This window comes from Sphingomonas sp. CFBP 13733, assembly GCF_014841795.1.
GTDB classification, from domain to species: domain Bacteria; phylum Pseudomonadota; class Alphaproteobacteria; order Sphingomonadales; family Sphingomonadaceae; genus Sphingomonas; species Sphingomonas aerolata.
Window position 1 is genome coordinate 791695 of sequence record NZ_JACYUP010000001.1, and the last position, 19683, is coordinate 811377.

Sequence of the window (19683 nt, forward strand, 5' to 3'; positions counted from 1 at the left end):
GCTTTGCGGCTATTCCCCACCACTACCGACGCGATAGGGATTACGCGAACCGGAGGGACTGGATGAGACTGAACCGCACGCATATCGGCCTGGCGCTTGCTGCGATCGTCGCGGGCTGCTCGTCGCCCTCGAGCACGGGCAAGGACGGATCGGTCGAGTTGCTCAACGTCAGCTACGATCCGACCCGCGAACTTTACAAGGCGGTGAACACCGCGTTCGCCGCCAAGTGGAAGCAGGACACCGGCCAGACGGTGCGGTTCAACATGAGCCATGGCGGATCGGGCAAGCAGTCGCGCGCGGTGATCGACGGCCTGGGCGCCGACGTCGTCACGCTGGCGCTCGCCTATGACGTCGATGCGATTGCCGAGCGTGCGAAGCTGCTGCCCGCCAATTGGGAAACGCGCCTGCCCGACAACAGCGCGCCCTATACGTCGACGATCGTGTTCCTGGTCCGCAAGGGCAATCCCAAGCAGATTCGCGACTGGAGCGATCTGGTCAAACCCGGCGTCCAGGTGATCACGCCCAACCCCAAGACCAGCGGCGGCGCACGCTGGAATTTCCTCGCGGCCTGGGCCTATGGGAAAAAGGCCGGGGGCGGATCCGACGCCGCCGCGCAGGCCTATGTCTCGCAGCTCTACGGCCATGTCCCGGTCCTCGATTCGGGCGCACGCGGCGCCACCACCACCTTCGTCGAGCGCGGACTCGGCGACGTGCTGATCGCCTGGGAGAACGAGGCGTTCCTGTCCGAAAAGGAACTCGGCACCGGCAAGTTCGACATCGTCGTGCCGTCGATCTCGGTGCTCGCCGAACCGTCGGTCGCGGTCGTCGATGCCAATGCCAAGGCGCACGGTACCGAGAAGGTCGCTGAGGCCTATCTCCGGTTCCTCTACACGCCCGAGGGCCAGGATATCGTCGCCAAGAACTATTATCGCCCCCGCGATCCTGCGGTGCTGGCGCGCTATGTGACGCTGTTCCCGAAGATCGAGATGCGCACCATCCGCGATTTCGGCGGATGGAAGGTCGCGCAGGCCCGCTTCTTTGCAGACGGCGGCGTGTTCGACCGGATCTATTCGGGTCCGAAGCGCTGATCGGGAATGCGATCGTCCGGATCCCCACCAGTGGCTGACGTCGCGCGCCTCGGCGCCAGGCCCGGCCGCGCTCGCCGCGCGCGACGGTCGGTCATTCCCGGGTTCGGGCTGACGATGGGGCTGACGATCGTCTGGCTATGCCTGATCGTGCTCATCCCGCTGTCGACGATCTTCCTGCGCGCGGCGGGGCTTGGCTGGGACGGGTTCGTCGCGGTCGGTCTCTCGGCGCGCGCGCTGTCAGCCTACAAGCTCAGCTTCGGTACCGCGCTGCTCGCCGCGTCGGTCAACGCGGTGTTCGGCCTGCTGATCGCCTGGATCCTCGCGCGCTATGAGTTTCCGGGCAAGAAGTTCGTCGACGCCGCGGTCGACCTGCCCTTTGCGCTGCCAACCGCGGTCGCGGGCATCGCGCTGGTGTCGCTCTATGCCGAAAACGGCTGGATTGGGTCGCTGATGGCACCGCTCGGCATCCGCGTCGCCTACACCCCGCTCGGCGTCGTCGTCGCGCTCATCTTCATCGGCCTGCCGTTCATCGTGCGCTCGGTCCAGCCCGTGCTCGCCGATCTCGGCGCCGATGTCGAGGAAGCCGCAGCGACACTCGGGGCAACCCGGTGGCAGACGTTCAGCCGGGTGATCCTGCCCGCCATCGCACCCGCGCTGCTGACCGGCTTCGCGCTCGCCTTCGCGCGCGGCGTCGGGGAATATGGCTCGGTCATCTTCATCGCGGGCAACATGCCGTACAAGTCGGAGATCGCGCCGTTGCTGGTCGTCACGCAGCTCGAACAGTTCGACTATCCTGGCGCGACCGCGATCGCGTGCGTCATGCTGGTCGCCTCCTTCTCGATGCTGCTGCTGGTCAATCTGCTCCAGGCGTGGCGTGCGAAGCGGAGCGCGAAATGACCCGCGCCGCGTCCAGCGAAAGCCCCGTCGCCCGGCGTATCCTGATCGGCGTCGGTCTCCTCTTCCTCGCGCTGTTCCTCGCGCTGCCGCTCGTCGTCGTGTTCGTCCAGGCCTTTGCTAAGGGCTGGCCGATGTTCGTCGACGCGATCGGCCAGCCCGATGCGCGTGCGGCGATCCGGCTCACCCTGCTGGTCGCGGCGATCTCGGTGCCGCTCAACTGCGTGTTCGGCGTCGTCGCGTCCTGGGCGATTACCAAGTTCGACTTCCGTGGGAAAAGCCTGCTGATCTCGCTCATCGACCTGCCCTTCTCGGTGTCGCCCGTCGTCGCCGGCCTCATTTTCGTGCTGATGTTCGGCGCACAGGGCTGGTTCGGGCCGTGGCTGATCGCGCACAACTGGAAGATCATCTTCGCGGTGCCGGGCATCGTCCTCGCCACCGTGTTCGTCACCTTCCCGTTCGTCGCGCGCGAGATCATCCCGCTGATGGCGGAACAGGGTCGCGACGACGAGGAGGCCGCGGTGTCGCTCGGCGCGTCGGGGTGGCAGACCTTCTGGCATGTCACCCTGCCCAATATCCGCTGGGGCCTGCTCTACGGCGTGCTGCTCTGCAACGCGCGCGCGATGGGCGAATTTGGCGCGGTGTCGGTGGTGTCGGGCCATATCCGCGGCCTGACCAACACCATGCCGCTCCACGTCGAGATCCTGTACAATGAATATGACTTCGTCGGCGCGTTTGCGGTGGCATCGCTGCTCGCGTCGCTCGCGCTCGTCACGCTCGTGTTGAAGAGCCTGCTCGAATGGCGGTTCGGCTATCATCAGGCAAGGAGTGCGCATTGAGTATCGTCATCGACGCCGTATCCAAACGGTTCGGCCAGTTCGCCGCGCTGAACGACGTCAGCCTCGAAGCGCGTCCGGGCGAGTTCCTCGCGCTGCTGGGACCGTCAGGCTCGGGCAAGACGACGCTGCTCCGCATGATCGCGGGGCTCGACTTCCCCGATAGCGGCCATGTCCTGTTCGACGGTGCCGACATGACCGGGACGCCCGCTGCCGAACGCCAGATCGGCTTCGTGTTCCAGAACTATGCGCTGTTCCGTCACATGACCGTCGCCGACAACATCGCGTTCGGCCTGACCGTGCGTGCCCGCCGCGATCGTCCGGCCAAGGCAGACATCCGTGCGCGCGTCGCCGAGCTGCTCGACCTGATCCAGCTGCCCGATCTGGGTCATCGCTATCCGGCACAGCTCTCGGGCGGTCAGCGCCAGCGTGTCGCGCTGGCCCGGGCGCTCGCGGTCGAGCCCCGCCTGCTGCTGCTTGACGAACCCTTTGGCGCGCTCGATGCCAAGGTCCGCAAGGACCTGCGCCGGTGGCTGCGCGAGCTCCACGACCGGCTTGGCCTGACCTCGGTGTTCGTCACGCATGATCAGGAGGAGGCGCTCGAGCTTGCCGACCGCGTCGTCATCATGAACCGCGGTGTCATCGAACAGATCGGGACCCCGCGCGAGGTCTATGACATGCCCGCCACGCCGTTCGTCTCCGAATTCGTCGGGGAGACCAACCGCATCCCGGTGACGGTCGCCGATGGCCGCGTCCTGCATCACGGACAGGCGCTCGACGTTTCACCGAAGGCGCTGGCCGACGGACCGGCCGAACTGCATTTCCGCCCGCACGAGGCGCTATTGGGGGATGACACTCCCGGTGCGCTGCCGATCGTCGTCGGCGCCGTGCACAAGCGGGGCGGTACGTGGCGCGTCGAGGCGCGTGTCGACGACATCGCCGTCGAGATCGACACGAGCGGTCCCTTGCCCGAGCGTGGCGCTCGTGCGGGGCTTCGCTTCGACGATGTTCAGATTTTTCCGGCTGCATAGCCAAGGAGCCGGGCCGACTGGTTTCGGTCGCCCGGGCTCTTAACAGTAAAGGTGGTGCGGGTGGCCGGGGTCGAACCGGCACTCCTTTCGGAACAGGATTTTGAGTCCAGCGCGTCTACCAATTCCACCACACCCGCACGACCGCCCTGCAGGCTTCAAGCCCCGGGCAGCGGCGGTTTCGCTAGACCATGCGATCCACGCCCGCAAGCACGAACCCGCCTCTCCATCCCCGAACGCGCGCATAAAAAAAGGCCCGCCGTTTCCGGCGGGCCTTGAGGTGGGGGTACGGGATCAGAACCGGACGGTAGCACCAACCGCCAGATTGCGACCAAGCGAGTCGTAGCGCTGCGGGATCGTGTTGGTCCGTGCCAGCGCGACATTGTAGGAATCGGGCACGATCGGCGCGCTCTTGTCGAGCAGGTTGTTCGCGATCAGGCGCAGCGAGAACGCCTTGTCGATCGCAAAGTTGAGCGCGAGATCGAAATAGCTCTTCGGCGAGACGCGGAAATAGCTGGTCCGCTCGCGCTCGGGCGTGCCGCCGATCGCCGGATCACCCGAATTGTCCGCATTCGTCAGCGAACCGACATAGCGCCAGTTGAACGACGCACTGAACCCCTTGTCGACCGTCGTATAGGTCGCGCGCAGGCCGTGCGACCATTTCGGGATCAGCTGACCGCAGCCATTGCCGTAATAGCCTGCGCAGTTGCGGGTCGGCTGGACCGGCGAGTCCTGACCACCAGCAAAAGTCGTCAGCGAGCCGTTGAAGTTCCAGTCGATCTTGCCGACGCTGGCGAGATCGAGCGTGTACTGCGCCTGGAAGTCATAGCCGCGGGCGATCGACTTGTAGAAGTTGGTCGTACCCTGGCGGATGAAGCCGGTCGTTGGGTTGCTCGCCGCGTCCGAGTAGAGCGTGCCAGTGCCGGGATTGCGGACAATGCCCTGACAGAAGAACGCGTCGCCGTTCGAACGCTGACAGCCATCGGTGTAATAGCTGAAGTCGTTATAGCCGAGCGAGTCGTCGATCTTGATCTTGTAGCGATCGACCGAGAAGACCAGTCCGGGAACGAAGCGCGGCTTCACGATCAGGCCATAGGTCTGGGTATAGGCCGTTTCGGGATCGGCTTCGAAACCGCCCGAGCGAACCGTACACCCGGTCGCCCCCGTCGATGCATCCCCCGGACAGATCAGCGTCGGGCTGCCGTACAGGGCGTCGGACAGGCCGGTCGCGCGGCAGACCTCACGCGAGGCGACGGGCGTGCCATAGGTCACGCCGCCAGCGGCGTTGGTCGTCACGGTCGGTGCGCAGAAGTCGTTGAACGTACCCGATCCGCCACGGGCGAAATCGACATTGGTCGCCTGGCGGATCTCGGTCACGGTCGGCGCGCGCTGCGCCTTGTTGAACGAGGCGCGGAACGTCAGGTCGCTGACCGGGGCATAGATGCCCTCGATCTTCCACGTGTTGAAGCTGCTCGAATTGCTGCTGTACTTCGAAACGCGATAGCCACCATTGGCCTGCAGCAGTTCCGCGAACGGCTTGTGCTCGATCAGCGGCGCCTGGACCTCGATATTGGCCTCCCAGACGTCCTGCTTCAGATAGGTGTCATTGCCACCAAGCCCGGCGCGGTAGACGCTGTCGGCGGTCGATTTCAGCGTATCCTTGCGATATTCCGTGCCGAGCGCGATTGCGACGCCCTGCTCGGCGAACGGCGAGGTGACGCCGTACTTGCCGAGATCGCCGGTGATGTTCGCCTGCACGTCATACAGCGTACCGATCGTGGTCGACGTGCCGCGGTCGTAGAGATAGTCGATCAGCGCAGGATTGGTGTTGCCCGCGCTGAACGCGTCGAACGGCACGCAGGCGGCGTCCGTGGTCCCTGCGCAGGTCGGTGCCGCGAGCGTCCCGCCCACGTTCAGCGAATTCCGCAGATTGGCCGCGTTGACGAAGCTCGGCGTGTAGTCCTGCTTGTTGCGCGCATAGACGCCGCCGATGTCATAGGTCCATGCATCGCCGGCCTTGCCGCGCAGACCGCCGGTCAGGCGCAGACCGGTGTTCAGATAGCTGTCCGGCTGGTCGTTGCCCTCGCCGAGGCGATAGCGGATGTCGATCGGCGCAAACGCCGCGGTACCCGCTGCCGCACCGCAGATCGTGCTGGCCTGCGAAGCCGACAGGAACGGATTGTTGCAGTTCACCTGGACGTTGCCGCCCGCGATCGCCGGGTAGTTGTTGTACGACTTGTCGCGGAACCAGATGCCCGATGCATAGACTTCGGCGTCCGGCGCGACGTCGAGGCTGACGAAGCCACCCGCATTCACGCGCTCGGACGGGCGCTGATAGGCATAGTTGCTGAAATAGTTCGACGCATTGCCCGCGCCGGTGCCGAACGGCACGAAGGTGCGCGTGCCATTGGGGTTGTTGACATACTGCCCCGTCGCAACGCCCTTGCTGTCCAGCGGCGAAATCAGGCCGCTGGTCGAGCTGCTCGGCGTCAGGCCGCACGAGATCGGCGCGTTGAGGCTCGTCTGCGTAAGGTAGCAGCCCGAGTTAGACCGCTCGGACAGCAGGACCTCGTCGGTATGCTTGTAGTTGACGAAGCCGTTGATCCGCAGCGCACCGTCGAAGAACTTTTTGCCCGCGGTCAGCGTGACGTCGGCGCGGCCGCCATCGTTGGTCAGGCCGCGCGGGCTGTTGAAGCCGGCTGCGCGTGCCAGCGACGAGACGACCGTGTCCTTGTTGTTGTGGTTGTAGAAATTATAGTTTCCGTCGAGCTGGATCCCTTCGAAATCCTTCTTCAGGACGAAGTTGACGACGCCGGCGACCGCATCGGACCCGTAGACCGACGACGCACCACCGGTCAGGACGTCGACGCGCTCGAGCAGCGACGGCGGGATGATGCCCACGTCCTGCCCGTTCTGCGTGCCGAGGCGCTTGCCGTCGATCAGCACGAGCGTCCGCTCGAACCCGAGGCTGCGCAGCTTGATCCGCTGCCGGCCGTCCGAATCATTATAGGTCTGCTGGCTGTCGGGCGCGACCTGCGGGAGGCGGTTGAGCACGTCCTCGACATTGACCGCAGCCTGGGCGCGGATGTCCTGCGAGGTGACCGAGGTGATCGGTGCGGCGGAGGTCATGTTCGGACGCTGGATGCGCGATCCGGTCACGACGATGTCGCCCCCGCCAGCGCGGTCTTCGGCGGGCGGCGCGTCGACGGCGCTGGTCGCGGTCGCCGCATCCGCCTCGACCTTGGCCTCCGCGGGCGTAGTAGCCTCGGCCTGTGCCGGCGTGACCTGTCCAATCGCCGGGGTCGCGGACACCATCAGTGCCCCCGCAAGCGCCATATAAGACGCCGAATTACGCACGTTCATACTAAAAACCCTTGTTTGGGCCAGCGTTGTCGCCTGCCCCCGTCTCCTTCGTAAGGTTTTGGTCATAATCGGGTCTCAGTCAATACCTTAGTAAGACCACTGTGTAACGTTTCGGACCGGATGTTGTAAAATGGCCATACGACTGGTCGACTGCCGTGACTTGCGATACGACTGGGCGCCAGGGTGACAACAGGGGGCTGCTGATGAAGACGAGACGATCGTTGCTGACCGCGTTTAGTGGTATTGGAGCGACTCTGCCCTTTGTTGCGCCGATCGCCCGCGCGCGCGCCGCAACCGGCGGCGCAACGCCCGCGCTGATCGTGTCGACCTGGGATTTCGGTGCTGCAGCCAATGCCGCGGCCTTTGCCCGCAAACGCGCCGGCGGATCGCTGATCGACTCGGTCGAGGCCGGCGCGATGGTCCCCGAAGCCGATCCGGACAATCACAGCGTCGGCTATTCGGGCTATCCCGACCGCGACGGCCATGTCACGCTCGATGCGGTCATCATGGATGATGCGGGCGGCGTCGGCGCAGTCGCAGCGCTCGAGAACACGATGCACGCGATCTCCGTCGCGCGGCGGGTGATGGAGCGGACGCCGCACACCATGCTCGTCGGCGAAGGCGCGACGCGGTTCGCGCGTGACCAGGGCTTTAAGCAACAGTCGCTGCTGACGCCCGAGGCGGAAAAGGCGTGGCGCGACTGGCTGAAGACCGCGGATTATCGCCCCGAGGCCAATAGCGAGAACCGCATCACGCGGACGCCCGGTGGCGCGCTCGACCATGACACGATCGGGCTGCTGATGCGCGATCCGACGGGGCGGATGGCCGGCGCCTGCACCACATCGGGCATGGCCTTCAAGATGCGCGGCCGGGTCGGTGATTCGCCACAGGTCGGATCGGGACTCTATGTCGAGGCCGGGGTCGGCGGCGCGACCTCGACCGGGCTGGGCGAGGAGGTCACGCGTGTCGCAGGGTCGGCGCGCGTCGTCGCATCGATGCGCGCGGGCGCGTCACCGCAACAGGCCTGCGAAGAGGTGGTCCGCCATATCGCGCGGCTGCGCGGCGACGCGATCCGCGGCGTGCAGGTCGGCTTCCTCGCGCTCGATACAAAGGGCGCGGTCGGGGCCTTCTGCCTGCTGCCGGGCTTCACCTACGCCGTCACCGACGCGCGCGGCAGCACCACGGTGCTGAAGGCGCGCAGCTTGTTCGCGAGCTGACCGCATGATGCGCGACGCCATGACGCTCGAAGTCTGTGTCGAGGATCTCGATGGCATCGATGCCGCGGTGGAAGGCGGCGCCGACCGGATCGAGCTGTGCGCCGCGCTCGCAGTCGGTGGCTTGACGCCGCCTGCGTCGCTGATCCGCGCGGCGGCGCAGGGCCCCCTCCCCGCGCACCTGCTCGTACGCCCGCGTGAGGGCGGCTTCGCCTACACCCCGCGTGAGATCGCGTTGATCGCCGACGATATCGTCACCGCTGCGCACGCCGGCCTCGCGGGCATCGTGATCGGCGCAACCCTGGCCGACCACCGGCTCGATGCGCCCACTTTGGCCATGCTGATCGCGCACGCACGGACGCTTGGCAGCGAGCGTGGCAGACCGCTTTCGCTGACGCTGCACCGCGCCTTCGACGTGTGTTCCGATCTTGGCGCCGCCCTCGACACCGCGATCGAACTCGGCTTCGACCGGGTCCTCACCTCGGGTGGGACGCCCAAGGCAATCGACGGGGTCGAGGCAGTGGCCGACCTGCATCGCCAAGCCGCCGGACGCATCATCATCCTCGCGGGCAGCGGCGTCTCCCCGCAATCGCTGCCTGCACTGCTGCGCACCGGCATCACCGAAGTCCACGCGTCGTGCCGTCAGCCGATCGCCGGCGGTGCCGACCCGGTGGACGTGCGATTCGGTTTCGCTGCGCCGAACCGGACCGCGACTAGTACGGATCGTATCCGCCAGCTGTCGCATATGCTTACGCAGAAACACACGCTTGAATAAGACCAATCTATAACTTACGCTTGGCGTAATCCAACGACGAAGGCCGCCATACGGTCACCGTGCAAGATCCTGAGAGCGAGCTGTCATGACCAACGCCCCCCCCGCCCCCTTGGCGGCACGCGACCCGGAAGCCACGCTGATGTTCAGCGAAGCGGCGGAATCGGGCGCCGCGGTCGCTCGGCTGCTCGCGGCCAACGCCGAAGCCTTCGCGACGCTCGGCGCAAAGCTGCGGGCCGCACCGCCCGCGGTGGTCGTGACCTGCGCGCGCGGATCGTCCGATCATGCCGCGGTTTACGGCAAATACCTGATCTGGACGAAGACCGGCATCCCGGTCGCGGCCGCCGCCCCCTCGGTCGTGTCGCTGTATGACGCAGAGCTTTCCGCGCAGACGACGCTTTGCATCGCCATCTCGCAAAGCGGCCGCAGCCCCGATCTGCTCGCGACGGTCGCCTCGATGAAGGCAGGCGGCGCGCATGTCGTCGCGCTGGTCAATGACGAGACGTCACCGCTCGCCGCTGCCGCCGACACGCTGATCGCGCTCAAGGCCGGTCCCGAGCGCTCGGTCGCCGCGACCAAATCCTATATCTGCGCGCTAGCGGCGCTGGCGGCACTCACCGCGGAATGGGCCGACGACGATGCGTTGCGCGACGCGGTGGCGGCACTTCCCGCCGACCTGGAGCGCGCCTGGGCGCTCGACTGGTCCAGCGCGATCGCGCCGCTGCGCACCGCCACCAACCTCTTCGTCATCGCGCGCGGACCGGGCTTCGGCATCGCCAACGAGGCGGCGCTGAAGATGAAGGAAACCTGCGCGCTTCACGCCGAAAGCTTCAGCTCGGCCGAGGTGCGCCACGGCCCGATGCAGCTCGTCGAGGACGGTTTTCCGCTGCTCGCGCTGGCGACCTCCGACGCGGCCGGCGACGGCGTGCGCGATGCCGCGGCCGAATTTGCAGGGCGCGGCGCCTGCGTCCTGCTGGCCGATGCCGCACGCGACGCGCAGGGGGGCGACGCGACGCTGCCCGCGCTCACCGCGCATCCGGCGATCGAGCCGGTCCTGATGATCCAGAGCTTCTACAAGCTCGTCAACGCCCTTTCCGTGGCGCGCGGGTTCGATCCCGATGCGCCCTCGCATCTTGCCAAGGTCACGCGCACGCTATGACGACTTTCCGGTTTTCCAACGGCCATATCGTCACGCCGGCCGCTGTCCTCACCGACGCGACGATGGTCGTCGAAGACGGCCGGATCGTCAGCCTCGACGCAGCGCCCGCTACGGGCACGGCCGTGGAGACGATCGACCTCGACGGGGGCTGGATCATGCCCGGCTTCGTCGACACGCAGGTCAATGGCGGCGGCGGCGTGCTGTTCAACGATGCCACCACGGTCGAGGGGATCGCCGCCATCGGTGCGGCGCATGCCCGCTACGGCACGACTGCCTTCATGGTCACGCTGATCAGCGACACGCCCGACGTGATCGCGCGTGCGCTCGATGCGGTCGACGCCGCGATCGACGCCGGCGTGCCGGGCGTGGTCGGCATTCATGTCGAGGGCCCGGTCATCAGTGCGGCCCGCAAGGGCATCCATGATGCGTCGCGCTTCCAGGATCTCGACGACGATCTGATGGAATTGATGACGCGTCCCCGCCGCGGCCGCGTCATGCTGACGCTCGCGCCCGAACGCGTCACCGCCGATCAGGTCGCCGCGCTCACCGCCGCCGGGGTGCTGGTCAGCATCGGTCACAGCGATGCGAGCTATGCAACCGCCGCCGCGGGCATCGCTGCGGGCATCACCGGCGTCACCCATCTGTTCAATGCGATGTCGCCGCTGATCCACCGCGCGCCCGGCGTGGTCGGCGCAGCGCTCGACGACCAGTCGGTCTATTGCGGGATCATCGTCGACGGCTTTCACGTCGATGACGCCGCGTTGCGGATCGCATTGCGAAGCCGCCCGCATGACCGGTTCATGCTCGTCTCGGACGCGATGCCCTGTGTCGGCGCGGCGGACAAGTCCTTCACGATCCAGGGGCGGCCGATCCATGTCGAGGATGGCCGCTGCGTCGGCGCGGACGGCACGCTGGCGGGATCGGATCTCGACATGACCGGTGCTGTTCGCAATGCGGTCGCGCGGCTCGACCTTGCGCCCGAAGTCGCCGCCGCGATGGCATCGACCTATCCGGCTGCGTTTCTCGGCCTGTCGGACACGCGCGGGGCGCTTGCGCCCGGGCAGCGTGCCGACTGGGTGCGGCTGACGCACGATCTCCACCCCCTGGGCACCTGGTTCGGCGGCGTTCCGTCCGCCTGACCGCGCCCCACTTTACCCCCCTTACGGCACCAAGGACGATCCCATGGCTCCCATCCTCCTGAGCGCGCCGATGCAGGGTTGGGCGCTGCCCATCGATCAGGTCCCCGACGCGGTCTTCGCCGACCGCATGCTGGGGGACGGCGTCGCGATCGATCCGACCGGCGACGGGCTCTACGCGCCCTGTGACGCGACCGTGCTGACGCTGCTCGACAGCGGCCATGCGATCACGCTGCGTACCGCGGAAGGCGCGGAGATCCTGATCCATATCGGGCTTGATACCGTCGCGCTGGGCGGTCGCGGTTTCTCGCCCTGCGTCGCGGTCGGCGACAGGGTCGTCACGGGCGCGCCGCTGATCCGCTTCGATCTCGACCTGCTCGTCCGCGAGGCACGCGCCGTCGTCACGCCGATCATCGTCGTAAACCCCGACCGGTTCGCCATCACGCAGTGCACGACAGACCGGCAGGTCGCGCTCGGCGACCTGCTGATGACGATCGAACCGATTGCCGACATCCGGCCCGACGCAGTCGCAGGTGGCGCGGACGCGGGCGACATCCTGACGCGGACGATCACCGTGCCACTTGCGCACGGGATCCACGCGCGCCCCGCCGCGCGGCTCGGGGCGCTCGCGAAACGCTATACCGCCGACGTCACGGTCACGCGCGACGCGAACACGTCCAGCATCCTCAGCCCGATCGGGCTGCTCGCGCTCGGCGTGCGGTACAATGACCCGATCACGCTGGGTGCGAGGGGCCCCGACGCCGCCGACGCGCTCAACGCGATCGCGGCGCTGATCCTCAGCGGCATGGACGAGACCACTCCCGCACCCGCCCCGGCCCCGGCAGCAGCCAGCCCGGCGCGTGCGGCGATCGACGGCGCACTGCTCGGCGTGACCGCCGCGCCGGGCCTCGCGGTCGGCAAGGCGCGCTGGTTCCGCCATGCCGAGATCGCGGTCCCCGAACAGGGCCAGGGCATCGCCGTCGAGAATGAGCGGTTCGCTAGCGCCATCACGACGCTCGCCGCGCGGCTTGCCGAGCAGACCCGCCATAGCGCGGGCGCGCAGAAGGCGATCGTCGAGGCGCATGCGGCGATGCTCGACGATCCCGTGCTCCGCGACGGGACGCAGGCGCAGATCGCCGCAGGCAGGAGCGCGGGCCACGCCTGGCGCGCCACGATCCGGCCGCTTGCCGACGCGTTGCGGGCCGGCACCGATGCACGGCTTGCCGAGCGCGCGGACGATATGCTCGACCTCGAACGCCAGCTGCTGGCGGTCCTCGAAGGCGTCGAGACGACCGTCCCGGTCTTTCCGCCTGAGACGATCCTGCTCGCCGACGACCTGCTGCCATCCGACATTCTCGCGCTCGACCGCGCGACGGTCATCGGCCTGTGCGTCGCGCGCGGTGGGCCGACGTCGCATGTCGCCATCCTCGCCGCGACGATCGGCCTGCCCGCTCTGGTCGCGGTCGGCCCCGCGCTTACCCCGCTGGCAGACGGCACGCCCGTCATCCTCGAGGCGAGCGAAGGGCTCATGCGCGTCGATCCCGACGCGGACACGCTCGTCGCCGCGCAGGTCCGCCTCGCCCAGGCCGAGATGCGCCGCGCCGACATGCTCGCGCGCGCCGGCGAGCTCTGCCGCATGGCCGACGGGACGCGGATCGAGGCCTTTGCCAATCTCGGATCGATCGGCGATGCCCGTCTCGCGCGCGACAACGGGGCGGAGGGCTCCGGCCTCCTCCGCACCGAATTCCTGTTCCTCGAACGCGAATCCTCACCAAGCGTCGCCGAACAGACCGCCGACTATCAGGCGATCGCCGACGCGCTCGACGGTCGCCCGTTGATCGTCCGGCTGCTCGATATCGGCGGCGACAAGCCCGCGCCCTATCTGCCGATGGATGCCGAGGAGAATCCCGCGCTGGGCCTGCGCGGCATCCGCGTCGGGCTCGCCTATCCGCAGATGCTCGAGGATCAGGTTCGCGCGATCCTGTCGGTCCGTCCCACCGGTCAGTGCCGGATCATGGTGCCGATGATCGCCAGCCTCGACGAGCTGCGCGCGGTCCGCGCGGCTGTCGACCGGATCGCCGCCGAGCTCGACCTGCCCGATCGCGTCCCGGTCGGCGTCATGATCGAGACTCCCGCCGCGGCGGTGACCGCGGACCTGATCGCCAGCGAAGCCGACTTCCTGTCGGTCGGCACCAATGATCTGACCCAATATACGCTGGCGATGGACCGCGGAAATCCGGCGGTCGCGCCGGGTATCGACGGGCTTCACCCCGCCGTCCTTCGCCTCATTGCGCAGACCTGCAAGGGTGGCGCGGTCCATGGACGCTGGACCGGCGTCTGCGGGGGGCTGGCCTCCGAACCGCTTGCCGTGCCGATCCTGATCGGCCTCGGCGTCACCGAACTCTCCTGCGCGCCAGCGATCATTCCGGAGATCAAGGCGCTGGTCGACACGCTCGGCATGGAGGCCTGCCGCGCGCACGCGACCGCGTGTCTCGCCTGCACCTCCGCCGCCCAAGTCCGAACGCTCGCCCGGGAGTTTGCCGCATGAAGTCGATACTCGAAGCCCTGCAGCCGCTCGGCCGCGCGCTCATGCTGCCGATCGCGGTGCTGCCGATCGCCGGCCTGTTGCTGCGGCTCGGCCAGCCCGATCTGCTCGACATCGCGTTCCTGAGCGCAGCCGGGGACGCGATCTTCTCGCATCTCGGGCTGTTGTTCGCGATCGGTGTTGCGACCGGCTTCGCGCGTGACGGCAATGGGGCGGCCTGTCTTGCGGGTGTCGTGTGCTTCCTGGTCGCGACCGAAGCGGGCAAGGTGTTCCTATCCGTCCCCGCCGACGTCGTCGCGGGGATAGCGACCCCGACGCTCGAGATTGTCGCCGCAGCCTGGAAGGCCAAGGCGATCGCGCGGCTCGACGTGCCGATCGGGATCCTGTCCGGGCTTGCCGGCGGGCTGCTCTACAACCGGTTCTCGGCGATCAAATTGCCGGAATATCTCGCCTTTTTCGGCGGGCGTCGGTTCGTTCCGATCGTCAGCGGCGTTGCCGGGCTGGTTTTCGCGGTGATCTTCGGCGCGGGCTTCGGTATCCTGAACGCGGGCGTCGATCAGCTCAGCCTGGCGGTCAGCGGCAGCGGTGCGATCGGCCTGTTCCTGTTCGGCCTGTTCAACCGGCTGCTGCTCGTCACCGGCCTGCATCATCTGGTCAATAACATCGTCTGGTTCGTCGCGGGCGATTATCACGGCACGACCGGCGATCTGCGGCGCTTCTTCGCGGGCGATCCGGATGCCGGCGCGTTCATGGCGGGGTTCTTCCCGGTCATGATGTTCGGCCTCCCCGCCGCCTGTCTCGCCATGTATCACGCAGCACTACCCGAGCGCCGCAAGGCGGTCGGCGGCATGTTGTTCAGCCTCGCGCTGACCTCCGCACTGACCGGCGTGACCGAGCCGATCGAGTTCAGCTTCATGTTCCTCGCACCGCTTCTCTATGCGGTCCATGCGGTGCTGACCGGGCTGTCGATGGCGTTGATGGACGCGCTGGGCGTGAAGCTCGGCTTCGGCTTCTCCGCGGGGCTGCTCGATTATGTCCTCAACTATGGCAAGGCGACGCGGCCGCTGCTGCTGCTGCCCGTCGGTGCGGTCTATTTCGCGCTCTATTACGGGCTGTTCCGCTTCTTCATCCGCAAGTTCGACCTCGCCACCCCGGGCCGGGAAGCAGAGGCGAGCGTCGCGGCTGCCGCACCGGTAGCGGGCGGTCGTGGCGCGGCATTCGCACAGGCGCTTGGCGGCGGTGCGAACCTGACCACCGTCAGCGCCTGCACGACGCGACTGCGTCTGATCGTCGTCGATCAGTCCGCGGTCGACGACGCGGCTCTCAAGGCGCTCGGCGCGCGCGGTATCCTGCGCCCATCGAACGCCGCGCTGCAGGTCGTGCTCGGCCCGATCGCGGATGTGGTCGCGGTCGAGATCCGCGATGCGCTGGCCTTGGGCGGTCCGGCGGTGATCGCCAGCGCTGCGCCCGCTGCGACTGCCGCACCCGTGCCAGACACCACCGCGGTGCGGCTGTCGGACGCGGCCTTTGCCGCACTCGGGGGCGAGGGCAATGTCGTCACCGCGAGCCGCCACCCCGGTCGGGTGCGGGTCGAACTGGCCGACGCTGCCGCGATCGACGAACCGCGCCTCGCACGTCTCGGGCTCCGCGCCACCGCACGCCCCGCTGCCGGTCAGTTGCACCTGCTCGGGACCGACGCGACGCTCGCGACGCTGATCCGCACGACAGCCTGAGGCCCACTCCGCCCGTCCTACGGCATCGGCCGGGGGACGGGCGGCACGGTCCTTGTTATCGTGCGCGCGGCTCCAGCGTCACGCCGCCGACGAGCCCGGACGCGCCGCCCGGCGCCGCCTCGACCAGCACCGCGATCGTCCGCACGCCGCCGCCCGGCGGCACCGCCGCCTCGAACGGTCCGACCGATGCGGCGTCCTTGACAGCGACCCGCGTGCCGTCGACCCATAGCTCAGCACGCCCGGCGATTGCCACAAAGCGGATCACGCCCCCCTCCTGCGCAACCCGCCGCCACGGCGTGACGGTCGTGCGGTAAATGCGCCAGCGGCCAGCGCGATCCGGGTCGACCGGCGTCCCGCTGCGCACGAACGCCCAGCTGTTATTGTCGCCATCGACCGGTGCCAGCGCCGGATCGGGTCGCGTCGCCATGGCCGGCGAACGCCGCCACTCGCGGATCGCCATCGTCGCGGGCGTCACGGCGACCTGCGCAGGCGGTGCGAGACCCGCGCGATCGATCGTCAGCTGCGCCGGCTTCAGGCCCGGCGCGGTCGCGGTCATCACGATCCGCCCCCGCCCCTCGCCCGCCTGGACGATGACCTGCGCGAGGCCGTTGAACAGCGACCGGGCATTGCCCTTCTCGCTCTCATGGCTGTTCGGATCGCCATTCCCGATCCCGATGATAGCCGCCCCCTCGACCGCGAACCGCGTCGGCAGGTTGGCGGTCGGCACGTGGCGTCCTGCCGCATCGACCGCATCGATCGTCACCGGCTGCACATCCTCGCCATCACCCGACATCACCGTCCGCGCCGGCGTCAGCCGTAGCGCGACCGGCGGCCCGGCGGTCTCGTGCGCCGCGCGCGCCACCGGCGAACCACCGCGCCGCGCGATCACCTCGATCCGCCCGGGGGCATAGGGCACGACGAATTCATTCCCCATGATCCGATCGACCGCCGCCTCGCCGACGACCCGGCCGTTCAGCCGGACCTCGACGCGTTCGGCATTGCTCATCACCAGCAGCGTGACCGGCTGTCCGTCCCGCCCGGGCCAGGTCCAGTGCGGGGTGATGCTCACCACCGGCGCGGCATCGACCCAGTGCGCGCGGTGGATGTCGAACGCGGTCTTGGGAAAACCGCACAGATCGAGAATCCCGAAAAAGCTCGAGATCGTCGGCCATTCATGCGGGGTCGGCTCGCCATGATAGTCGAACCCCGTCCACACGAAGCCGCCCGCGACGAACGGCCGCTCAGCGATCTTCTTCCAGGTGCCGCGATGCGTATCCCCCCAGCTCGCCGCCTCGACGTCATAGGACGACTGGACATGCCGCGCCGGATCGCTGGCAAAGGCCCCACGCGTCTCATAGGCGCTCGTATCCTCCGAACTCGTGATCGGCTTGGTCGGGTTGAGCTGGTGGAAGCGATCATAATCGCCCTGATAGTAATTGAACCCCGTCACATCGATTTCGCTCGAGACGTTGACGGGATCGAAGAAGGCGCCGTTCATCGCCGCGGTTACCGGCCGGCTGTCGTCGAGCGCATGCGTCGCATGGACCATCCGCCGGAGCATCTCGACGCCGGCCTCCGTCCCCTGCATCGGCTCCTCATTGAACACCGACCACAGGATCACGCTTGGATGGTTGCGATCGCGCCGCACCATCCATTCGAGTTGCGCCATATAGTCGGGCGCGGGATTGAACTGGCGGTTCTCGTCCATCACGACGAACCCCATCTCGTCGCACAGGTCGAGCTGTTCCGCCGCCGGGGCATTGTGCGAACAGCGGATCGCGTTGCACCCCATCGCCTTGAGCCGTTCGAGCCGCCAGCGGACCAGCGCGTCGGGGATCGCGGTGCCGACGCCCGCATGATCCTGATGCAGACACACGCCCTTCAGCTTCACCGGCCGCGCGTTCAGGAAGAAGCCCCGGTCCGCATCGAAGCGGATCGTCCGGAACCCCACGCGTGTCCGCCGCTCGTCGATGACGCTGCCGTCGCGCATCACGCGCGTCAGAACGGTGTAAAGCGTCGGGGTCTCGATCGACCACAAGCGGGGCGCCGTCACCGGCATCGTCAGCGTCACCACCACCGGATCGAGCGGCACGACGGTCGCCGCCGCGCGCGCCGTCGACACCGGCTTGCCGTCCGGGTCGAGCAGGATCGTCTCGATCGTCACGCCGGTCGCAGCGCGGGCGATGCTGCCGATCGTTACCGCGACCGGCACATGCCAGCCCCCCGTCCTGTCGCGTCGCGGATCGCAGTGCACGCCGTCGGTGACGATCGCGACCGGCGCGCGCCGGATCAGCCAGACGTGGCGGTACAGGCCGGCGCCTTCATACCACCAGCCCTCCATCGCGGTGGCGTCGACCCGCACGACGATCATGTTCAGGTCGTCGCCGAACCGCGCGAACGGGGTCAGGTCGATCTCGACGCTGTTATAGGCGGACCAGTTGTGCGCGACGACGCTGCCATTGACCCAGATCGTCGCGTTGCTCGCGATCCCGTCGAACCGCAGCGCGATCGTCTTGCCGCGATCGTCCGCCTCCAGCCGCAGCGTTCGCCGGTACCAGCCGATCCCGCGCCGGCGATAGCCCTGCGAGATATTCGCATCGCGCTCGAACGGCTGCGCGGACGCCCAGTCGTGCGGCAACCGGACCGGCGCCCAGTCCGAATCGTCGAACGCCATGGCCGCGGCGCCAAGCGCATTGCCCGCCTTCACGCTCAGATAGGTCGCATTATGCCCCTCGGGCGCGGGCGTCGCGACATCGCCTTCATGAAACACCCAGCCGCGTTCGATCCGGGTGCAGGACGGGTCCTGAACATGCATCGCGGGCGGCAGGGTCCGCGACGGCGCGGGCATCGGCAACGCGCCAGCCTCACCCGCCTGCCGACCTGGGCCAGCCCCGGCAGCGGCAAAGGCGTCGGTCGGGCGGACGACGACGCCGACACCGGCGCCCGCCGTGCCGATGAGGAGCTGGCGTCGGTTCATGGCATTCTTTCGGTGTGACGGATCAGATGTCGGCCAGTTCGGCGACGAAGTCATAGGCGTCGCCGCGGTAATAGGATCGCGTGAATTCGGCCGCGCGTCCGTCGCGCAGGAAGCCGCGGCGTTCGATCAGTAGCCCGGCATGACCGGCATCGACCCCCAGCATCCGCGCATGCTCGCCCCCGAACGGCACCGCCCGCAGCCGCTGCAGCGCTCGCACCGGTCGGCTCCCCGCCGCTTCGAGCGCGGCATAGAGCGAGTCCGTCACGCCATCGACCGAGGTCAGGCAATAGCCCGCGATGGTTGAGAATTCGAGCGCCATCGCCTCCTCGTCGGCATAGCGGATGCGGTTGAAGCGGAACACCGGCGCCCCCGGCGAGAGGCCGAGCGCCATCGCCTCTTCGGGGTTCACCTGGCCGGCCGATCGCGAGATCCAGGTGCTGCTCGATGTCCGGCCGCGTGCCGCCATGTCCTCGCTGAACGACGACAGTTTCGAGAAGCTCTTCTCGACGCGACCGGCGACGAACGTGCCCGCACCCCGACGCCGGGTCAGCAGCCCTTCCTCGACGAGCCCGCCGATCGCCTTGCGCACGGTGATGCGCGAGACGTCATATTCGATCGCCAGATCGCGTTCGGCCGGGATCGCATTGCCCTGGACGAGCAGCTTCTCGCCGATCGCGTTGCGGATCAGATCCTGCAACTGAAGATAGAGCGGCGACGGATTGCCCTTGCGAAAGCGTCCGATATCATCGGAAAACGCCATGTACCCCCCTTTGACTGGCAGCCCGAAGCGCGCCACACCCTGTCCTGGCGCGGGAGGATAGCCAAAGCACAGCCGCGCGGCAACCAGACCGACGCCAAGGATTATATTGGTATTTCCGTCCAAAATGGGTCGATGCTGCCAGATCGGCTGAAACACTGGCAAACTTTGCGAAGGCTCG

13 protein-coding genes and 1 tRNA gene are annotated in these 19683 nt (G+C 67.7%); 10 read left to right on the top strand and 4 right to left on the bottom strand.

Annotated elements, in window-relative coordinates; all coding sequences use genetic code 11:
- The first annotated feature begins 62 nt into the window (after positions 1–62).
- Genes IFT71_RS03365 through IFT71_RS03380 form a run of 4 tightly spaced genes read left to right on the top strand, consistent with a single transcriptional unit; the run spans position 63 to position 3849 of the window.
- A complete protein-coding gene (locus tag IFT71_RS03365; RefSeq protein WP_192139099.1) occupies positions 63–1088 on the top strand; it encodes a sulfate ABC transporter substrate-binding protein in 1026 nt (341 codons plus the stop codon).
- A 30-nt stretch (positions 1089–1118) separates the two neighbouring features.
- The gene (gene cysT / locus IFT71_RS03370) at positions 1119–1985 is read left to right on the top strand and encodes a sulfate ABC transporter permease subunit CysT (RefSeq protein WP_342212580.1); all 867 of its coding nucleotides are present in this window, start codon (positions 1119–1121) and stop codon (positions 1983–1985) included.
- Complete coding sequence (gene cysW / locus IFT71_RS03375; RefSeq protein WP_192139101.1) at positions 1982–2821, top strand: sulfate ABC transporter permease subunit CysW; 840 nt, start codon at positions 1982–1984, stop codon at positions 2819–2821. Before cysT ends, cysW begins: the two co-directional genes overlap by 4 nt.
- Positions 2818–3849, top strand: coding sequence for a sulfate/molybdate ABC transporter ATP-binding protein (locus tag IFT71_RS03380; protein ID WP_197975991.1), 1032 nt, complete (start codon positions 2818–2820; stop codon positions 3847–3849). Before cysW ends, IFT71_RS03380 begins: the two co-directional genes overlap by 4 nt.
- A gap of 52 nt (positions 3850–3901) precedes the next feature.
- Here IFT71_RS03380 and IFT71_RS03385 read toward each other — a convergent pair.
- Positions 3902–3986: transfer RNA gene (locus IFT71_RS03385), tRNA-Leu, on the bottom strand.
- A 154-nt stretch (positions 3987–4140) separates the two neighbouring features.
- Positions 4141–7209 (bottom strand): TonB-dependent receptor domain-containing protein, encoded by a 3069-nt coding sequence (locus IFT71_RS03390; RefSeq protein WP_192139103.1) that lies wholly within the window; start codon positions 7207–7209, stop codon positions 4141–4143.
- Positions 7210–7406: 197 nt separating this feature from the next.
- On the opposite strand from IFT71_RS03390, the gene IFT71_RS03395 reads away from it, so the two are divergent.
- From IFT71_RS03395 to nagE, 6 genes are all read left to right on the top strand, one after another.
- Entirely contained in the window at positions 7407–8426 is a 1020-nt protein-coding gene (locus IFT71_RS03395) for a N(4)-(beta-N-acetylglucosaminyl)-L-asparaginase (protein ID WP_446740745.1), read from the top strand.
- Positions 8427–8430: 4 nt separating this feature from the next.
- Positions 8431–9198: a copper homeostasis protein CutC gene (locus IFT71_RS03400; protein WP_192139105.1), complete on the top strand. Its 768-nt coding sequence runs from the start codon at positions 8431–8433 to the stop codon at positions 9196–9198.
- 85 nt (positions 9199–9283) lie between these two features.
- Entirely contained in the window at positions 9284–10354 is a 1071-nt protein-coding gene (locus tag IFT71_RS03405; protein ID WP_192139106.1) for an SIS domain-containing protein, read from the top strand.
- Complete coding sequence (gene nagA / locus IFT71_RS03410) at positions 10351–11493, top strand: N-acetylglucosamine-6-phosphate deacetylase (RefSeq protein ID WP_031439249.1); 1143 nt, start codon at positions 10351–10353, stop codon at positions 11491–11493. The genes IFT71_RS03405 and nagA overlap by 4 nt, the downstream gene beginning before the upstream one ends.
- Before the next feature lie 43 nt (positions 11494–11536).
- Positions 11537–14038 carry a phosphoenolpyruvate--protein phosphotransferase gene (gene ptsP, locus IFT71_RS03415; protein WP_192139107.1) on the top strand — a complete coding sequence of 834 codons (2502 nt, stop codon included), beginning with the start codon at positions 11537–11539 and terminating at the stop codon, positions 14036–14038.
- A complete protein-coding gene (gene nagE, locus IFT71_RS03420) occupies positions 14035–15768 on the top strand; it encodes an N-acetylglucosamine-specific PTS transporter subunit IIBC (protein WP_192139108.1) in 1734 nt (577 codons plus the stop codon). The genes ptsP and nagE overlap by 4 nt, the downstream gene beginning before the upstream one ends.
- Positions 15769–15823: 55 nt before the next feature.
- Here nagE and galA read toward each other — a convergent pair whose 3' ends face one another.
- Positions 15824–18745, bottom strand: coding sequence for a beta-galactosidase GalA (galA, locus tag IFT71_RS03425; RefSeq protein WP_192139109.1), 2922 nt, complete (start codon positions 18743–18745; stop codon positions 15824–15826).
- A 22-nt stretch (positions 18746–18767) separates the two neighbouring features.
- Entirely contained in the window at positions 18768–19505 is a 738-nt protein-coding gene (locus IFT71_RS03430) for a GntR family transcriptional regulator (protein ID WP_031396151.1), read from the bottom strand.
- Positions 19506–19683 lie beyond the last annotated feature (178 nt).

Excerpts from the sequence above, each read along its gene's own strand:
- ptsP (WP_192139107.1), top strand. The coding sequence starts at position 11,537 with ATGGCTCCCATCCTCCTGAGCGCGCCGATGCAGGGTTGGGCGCTGCCC.
- IFT71_RS03365 (WP_192139099.1), top strand. The coding sequence starts at position 63 with ATGAGACTGAACCGCACGCATATCGGCCTGGCGCTTGCTGCGATCGTC.
- IFT71_RS03390 (WP_192139103.1), bottom strand. The coding sequence starts at position 7,209 with ATGAACGTGCGTAATTCGGCGTCTTATATGGCGCTTGCGGGGGCACTG.
- IFT71_RS03430 (WP_031396151.1), bottom strand. The coding sequence starts at position 19,505 with ATGGCGTTTTCCGATGATATCGGACGCTTTCGCAAGGGCAATCCGTCG.
- nagE (WP_192139108.1), top strand. The coding sequence starts at position 14,035 with ATGAAGTCGATACTCGAAGCCCTGCAGCCGCTCGGCCGCGCGCTCATG.
- nagA (WP_031439249.1), top strand. The coding sequence starts at position 10,351 with ATGACGACTTTCCGGTTTTCCAACGGCCATATCGTCACGCCGGCCGCT.
- cysW (WP_192139101.1), top strand. The coding sequence starts at position 1,982 with ATGACCCGCGCCGCGTCCAGCGAAAGCCCCGTCGCCCGGCGTATCCTG.
- IFT71_RS03400 (WP_192139105.1), top strand. The coding sequence starts at position 8,431 with ATGATGCGCGACGCCATGACGCTCGAAGTCTGTGTCGAGGATCTCGAT.
- IFT71_RS03405 (WP_192139106.1), top strand. The coding sequence starts at position 9,284 with ATGACCAACGCCCCCCCCGCCCCCTTGGCGGCACGCGACCCGGAAGCC.
- galA (WP_192139109.1), bottom strand. The coding sequence starts at position 18,745 with ATGAACCGACGCCAGCTCCTCATCGGCACGGCGGGCGCCGGTGTCGGC.